Origin of the sequence: Romboutsia sp., from assembly GCF_051659545.1 — a bacterium.
In the GTDB taxonomy this organism is placed as follows: Bacteria; Bacillota; Clostridia; order Peptostreptococcales; family Peptostreptococcaceae; genus JBOFOR01.
The window spans coordinates 1-5034 of record NZ_JBOFOR010000172.1; the positions used below are offsets into that span (position 1 = coordinate 1).

The 5034-nt window shown below is 24.8% G+C and carries 7 protein-coding genes; all 7 read right to left on the reverse strand.

The window, feature by feature from the left end; translation table 11 throughout:
* Positions 1–168: 168 nt before the first annotated feature.
* Positions 169–633 carry a hypothetical protein gene (locus tag ACRC03_RS09315; protein ID WP_438652291.1) on the reverse strand — a complete coding sequence of 155 codons (465 nt, stop codon included), beginning with the start codon at positions 631–633 and terminating at the stop codon, positions 169–171.
* Positions 634–714: 81 nt separating this feature from the next.
* On the reverse strand, positions 715–855 hold the full coding sequence (locus ACRC03_RS09320; RefSeq protein ID WP_438652292.1) for a cyclic lactone autoinducer peptide: 141 nt from the start codon (positions 853–855) through the stop codon (positions 715–717).
* A 1-nt stretch (position 856) separates the two neighbouring features.
* Positions 857–1426, reverse strand: a complete 570-nt coding sequence (locus ACRC03_RS09325) for an accessory gene regulator B family protein (RefSeq protein ID WP_438652293.1) — start codon at positions 1424–1426, stop codon at positions 857–859.
* A gap of 79 nt (positions 1427–1505) precedes the next feature.
* Positions 1506–2822, reverse strand: a complete 1317-nt coding sequence (locus tag ACRC03_RS09330) for a GHKL domain-containing protein (protein WP_438652294.1) — start codon at positions 2820–2822, stop codon at positions 1506–1508.
* Positions 2816–3529 carry a LytR/AlgR family response regulator transcription factor gene (locus ACRC03_RS09335; RefSeq protein WP_438652295.1) on the reverse strand — a complete coding sequence of 238 codons (714 nt, stop codon included), beginning with the start codon at positions 3527–3529 and terminating at the stop codon, positions 2816–2818. The genes ACRC03_RS09330 and ACRC03_RS09335 overlap by 7 nt, the downstream gene beginning before the upstream one ends.
* A 286-nt stretch (positions 3530–3815) precedes the next feature.
* The gene (locus ACRC03_RS09340) at positions 3816–4001 is read right to left on the reverse strand and encodes a hypothetical protein (RefSeq protein WP_438652296.1); all 186 of its coding nucleotides are present in this window, start codon (positions 3999–4001) and stop codon (positions 3816–3818) included.
* Between the two features lie 272 nt (positions 4002–4273).
* On the reverse strand, positions 4274–5023 hold the full coding sequence (locus tag ACRC03_RS09345) for a recombinase family protein (RefSeq protein WP_438652297.1): 750 nt from the start codon (positions 5021–5023) through the stop codon (positions 4274–4276).
* Positions 5024–5034: the final 11 nt, after the last annotated feature.

Below are 5034 nucleotides of genomic sequence, written 5' to 3' on the forward strand. Positions count from 1 at the left end.
CCATTTATTTGGTCAATATATTTTACATCTTTAAATTTTTCATACCAGTTTATCCCTAATCCATAAAGTATAAGTATGATACCTAGGACTACTCTTATAAGTTCTATTGTTTCCATTTTTACACACCTTTCTTTTTGTATTTATGATAAATCTATTTAGTTATAAATATTAGTTTTTAATTAAGATTAGACTATTAGAATTTACTAAATTTTCAAACATAGTTGTTATATCTATACCTTTTTGAGATTTAGCTCTATTTATCATGTTATAAACTTCATCATCTTCAAAGTCTTTTAAGTCTAGCTCTAATGTTTTTCTTAATAGTAGCTCATCAATGTATTTTTCAAATTTTTTGTTAAATTTAGTTCTATAATAGCTGTATATTGAAATTATAACCGTAGGAATTATATTTAATATTGCATAAATAAAAAGTAAAAAAACTAAGTTTTTTATAGTTGTATCATTTTTTTGCAATGTATTTAAAATTTGTTGGCTTGTTCTTAGTGTAAGTGTTGGTATAACACCTTGAAATATAGCCATAGTTATAGAAATTAATAAATACTTTTTATTATATTTAAATAATAGCTGTATACAATCCTTTATACCTTTAAATACTTTTTTTTTAGGTTTCATTTATTTATCCACCTTACTCCACCATTTTTAAATTTTTTGATAAAAGTTATATATATAAGTTACTAAAAGTATTGATGTAACTTATTTTTTTAAACTTTTAACTGAATTTGGTACTTTAGGTTGATGTATATGCCACATACATGTAGTATTATTTGATAACAATGCAATACCCACAGCTAAACTCCCTGAATACTTCATAATCTTTAATAAATATTTTTTCATCTTATTTCCCCCTATTTTTAATAATTGCTACATTCATCATAAAATTTATCCAAAATAGTGAAAATGCACTATATATAAAGTAATTATTACTTATAAATATAAATAAAAGTATTAATGTAGCAATTAATCTAGCATTTTTCTTGTACTTAACTCTTTCATTATCAGTTAGAGGATTATTAACATGCTCTACTGGTGATAACAATCCTATACTTGCCCAATTTAAAACTGAAAATAGTATTAGCAAATATTTTAAATCTACATCCATTAAATTATTTGCTAAAAATATTGTTGCTAAAAATATACATATAAAAGTAAATAAACACTTTTTGTATGTATCAGCATGATACCCTCCAGCAAATTGTCTTAATGGACAATAACAAGCTAAAAATACAATTGAATGCATAAACCTATCAAATAATAAACCAATTAATAATATTGATAATGAGTTTAAAATTGATGCAATTAGTGTTTCAAATCCATATAAATACACTTCATAGTCATATTTATCACTATCTATATAATTGTTGTAATACAAAAAAGATGTTACCTTATTAGCGCTAGATTTAACCATTTAATCTCTCCTTAAATCATCTATGCTTATAATGTAACATCCTTATTTATTATTTTCTATAAATTGGTACGAGTAGTATCTATTTTGGTACAAGAGGTACAAAAATCTTCATAGTAAATCTATTTTCACTATAATCAATAACTACTTCGCCATTATATTTAGTTACTGAATCTTTTATATTTTTTATTCCTAATCCATGTAAATAAGTATCTTTCTTATCTGTTTTTATATAATTATTTTTTATATTTACTCTATTTTCTTTAGTATTTTCAATTCTTATAACAAAAAAATCATTTACTATTGTTCCTCTCAATATGATCTCTTTATCATAATTACTTACTTTTTCACATGCTTCTATTGAGTTATCTAGCATATTTGAGAATATACTACAAATGTCTATTGTATGTATAAAATTACAAGTATCAAAGTTATTTATATCTACTAATAAATTTATATTACTATCCTTACAAATCTTACTCTTTTCATTTAATATAATATCTAAAATCATATTTCCTGTATTAAAACTATTATCATATCTATCTAACTCATCCTCTATACTCATTATATAATTAGATGCATCATTATTACTTTTTGAAACTCCTTTTATACATGCAATATGGTTTTTAATATCATGATGGAGTTGCCTTACTTTCATATGTTCTTGCTGAATATTTATATAATGAGTATACTGCATCTTCATTTTTTCTTTTATCAAATTTCCTTCTGCTATTAGTCTATTATCAGTTATAATTTTTCTAACAGATAATATTAAACATATATTAGATAAAACTAATAAAAGAGATACCATTATAAGTTCTTTTTCATTTAGTATATATCTCTCTTCCATTTGTATAAAGTACCTATATATTACAAAAAATGATGATATATTAGATATTATAGGTATTAAAATATATACAATATCTCTCCTTGAAATATCTATACTTCTTTTAAATTTGCAATAAAAGATAGATAGCATTATAAGTAATCCTTTAGATAAAATAATAGATTGTAATCTATATATATTTAAATCTATTAATAGACTCATTGATTCTAATGAGTTAATCCACACTATTAAGCTCATACTAAGTGCATCTATTCCTAATAGTGTCATCCAATAAAGTAGTGATACTATTATTACTTTTATAATTTTTTCATCACAAATATATTTATAAAAAGTAATAGTTATAACTATTGCGATTATAATTCTATCATCTGGATATATATTTACTAAATTCATATATATCATAAATAAAATTATTAAAGAAAATATAATATTTAAATTTAACTTAGATACTCGAAAATTACTTGTATGAATTATTATTCTCTTTAGTAAAAACCATTCTAAGATTATTGTTAAAATAGTTATTATAGTCCATGTATACGTATTTTCTAACATAGTGTATCACCTAATATATGAGCTAGTTCTATCTTTAGAGCTTTTACTTTATATCTACTTACAGGTATTTTATAACTACCTATTATCACCATATTTTCTTTTTCCTTTAATGAATTAATTTCCCTTAAATTTATTAAATAACTTTTGTGACATCTAAAAAAATTCTTCTTAACTAAAGTATCTTCTATGCTCTTCATACTAGTTTTAAAAAAATACTTATCTTCTTTTGTATAAATAATTATTTCTTTTCTTATTACTTCAATATACAATATATCATTTATTAGAATAATAGATGTTTTAAGTCTATCTTTTATTGCAATCGTATTTTTTTTATCTATAATTTCATTTATACACGATTCTGTATGCTTTAAAATACATTCATATTTAAGTGGCTTTAATATATACCTGTATGCCCGAACTTCATACCCTTCATAGATATAGTCCGCTATACCTGTTGTAAAGATTATTTCTACCTTTTTATCAAAGATTCTAATTTTTCTTGCAGTATCCATTCCAGTCAGTTCATCCATTTGCACATCTAAAAATAGTATATCTACCTTATCTGGATAATTATCTAAAAGTTCTTCCCCAGAACTAAACTCTATAAGTAAATACTCTAATCCCAAATCTTCAAATACTTGTTGTAAATAAGTAACTAACAACTCCCTTTGTAAAAGATCATCTTCGCAAATAACAATAGTAAACATTCTCTTGATTCCTCCATTTAATTACATCCTCCTAAAAAGGATAGCTACATATTTATAAAGAGCTATTTCGCGAAACTTTTCTATTTAGCCTTAAGTTCTTTTATTATTTGAAATACCCTTACTTTACTTAATCCTAAAGTTTTAACTATATCTACTAGTTTATATCCTTGTTGATATAACTTCTTTATTGACTCTATTATCTTCTTAACGCTTAATTAATTCCTTCTAGGTAAATGCCTCGATACGTACAAAATCGGCCGCCTACATCTGAGCACCTTGATATGAATTATGTACAATAGTTTTTACATTTTGAAAAGTCATTTACCTCTGCTAATACCTTCTTTTCCTTAGCTCTTCTTTTTTCAAGTCTTTCAATAAATGCAACTTTAGCTTTATCCATCATTGCAGTATCTACAACAACTCTGTCTAAAGTCTGCTTGTCCAAATAAGTATGAACTCCATCACCATCCATATCTTATAGTGCATACTCTAAGTAATCTTTTAATAACTCTTCATTAGTCATTCTTTTACTATAAGATTGTAAGTTTTATCATCCATAAAAACCTCCTAAATAAAAGTCTATAAAGAAACAGTACTAAAGTACCCCAATACTAAGAGCATAAAAATGACCACCCCTATTTTATTTTAGTAAACATTGTAAATCCCTCTTTAAATGTTGTTAGTTTGGTATATTCTGAACTTTTAGATTATTTTTTAATTTTCAGAATATTCATTTCTAATAGTTCAATTCTTATTTACTTTATTCCACATATATCTTGATACTATTGGCTCTATCTCAATAGTTATATCATTCTTTTCTTTCTTTCCTTGGTAGTTGAATATCCCAATATAATTTTTATTTTTTAATATATAATCTACTTTCTGCTTTGAAAATCCATACTTAGCACCTATTTTAGCTAATGAAAGCCCCTTGGACCTTAGTTTGAATATGTCCTTAACTATTTTAGCTTCTTCTTCATTAATTTCAAATTTCCCCTGTTTATTTACTTTATATCCAAGCGATGGTTTACCACCAACCCACTTATTTTCATTAAGTCTTGCTATTCTTCCATTACGAGTTCTTTCATTGATCACTGCACGTTCAAACTCTGCAAAGCTTCCTAGCATCTGTAAAAATAGCATCCCTTGAGGTGTTGATGTATCAAAGTGTTCTGTTATGCTTACTAATGCTACATTATACTCTTGAAGGTCATAAATCATTGCAAGTAAATTATACAATGACCTATGGATTCGATCATTTTTATAAACCATTATCATATCTATATTATTTTTCTTTACATAATCAATCATCTTATCATATTCTGGTCTATCAGTTGATTTACCTGATACTGCTTTATCTATAAATATTTTATCTATCACTATATCGTGAAGCTTAGCATACATTCTAATTTTATCTTCTTGGTCCTTAAGTGAAGTATTATCTACTTGCATTAAGGTAGATATTCTACAATAACCTACTGCTCTTTTCTTCATGTCTTCCTCCA

Excerpts from the sequence above, each read along its gene's own strand:
- ACRC03_RS09315 (WP_438652291.1), bottom strand. The coding sequence starts at position 633 with ATGAAACCTAAAAAAAAAGTATTTAAAGGTATAAAGGATTGTATACAG.
- ACRC03_RS09320 (WP_438652292.1), bottom strand. The coding sequence starts at position 855 with ATGAAAAAATATTTATTAAAGATTATGAAGTATTCAGGGAGTTTAGCT.
- ACRC03_RS09325 (WP_438652293.1), bottom strand. The coding sequence starts at position 1,426 with ATGGTTAAATCTAGCGCTAATAAGGTAACATCTTTTTTGTATTACAAC.
- ACRC03_RS09330 (WP_438652294.1), bottom strand. The coding sequence starts at position 2,822 with ATGTTAGAAAATACGTATACATGGACTATAATAACTATTTTAACAATA.
- ACRC03_RS09335 (WP_438652295.1), bottom strand. The coding sequence starts at position 3,529 with ATGTTTACTATTGTTATTTGCGAAGATGATCTTTTACAAAGGGAGTTG.
- ACRC03_RS09340 (WP_438652296.1), bottom strand. The coding sequence starts at position 4,001 with ATGGATGGTGATGGAGTTCATACTTATTTGGACAAGCAGACTTTAGAC.
- ACRC03_RS09345 (WP_438652297.1), bottom strand. The coding sequence starts at position 5,023 with ATGAAGAAAAGAGCAGTAGGTTATTGTAGAATATCTACCTTAATGCAA.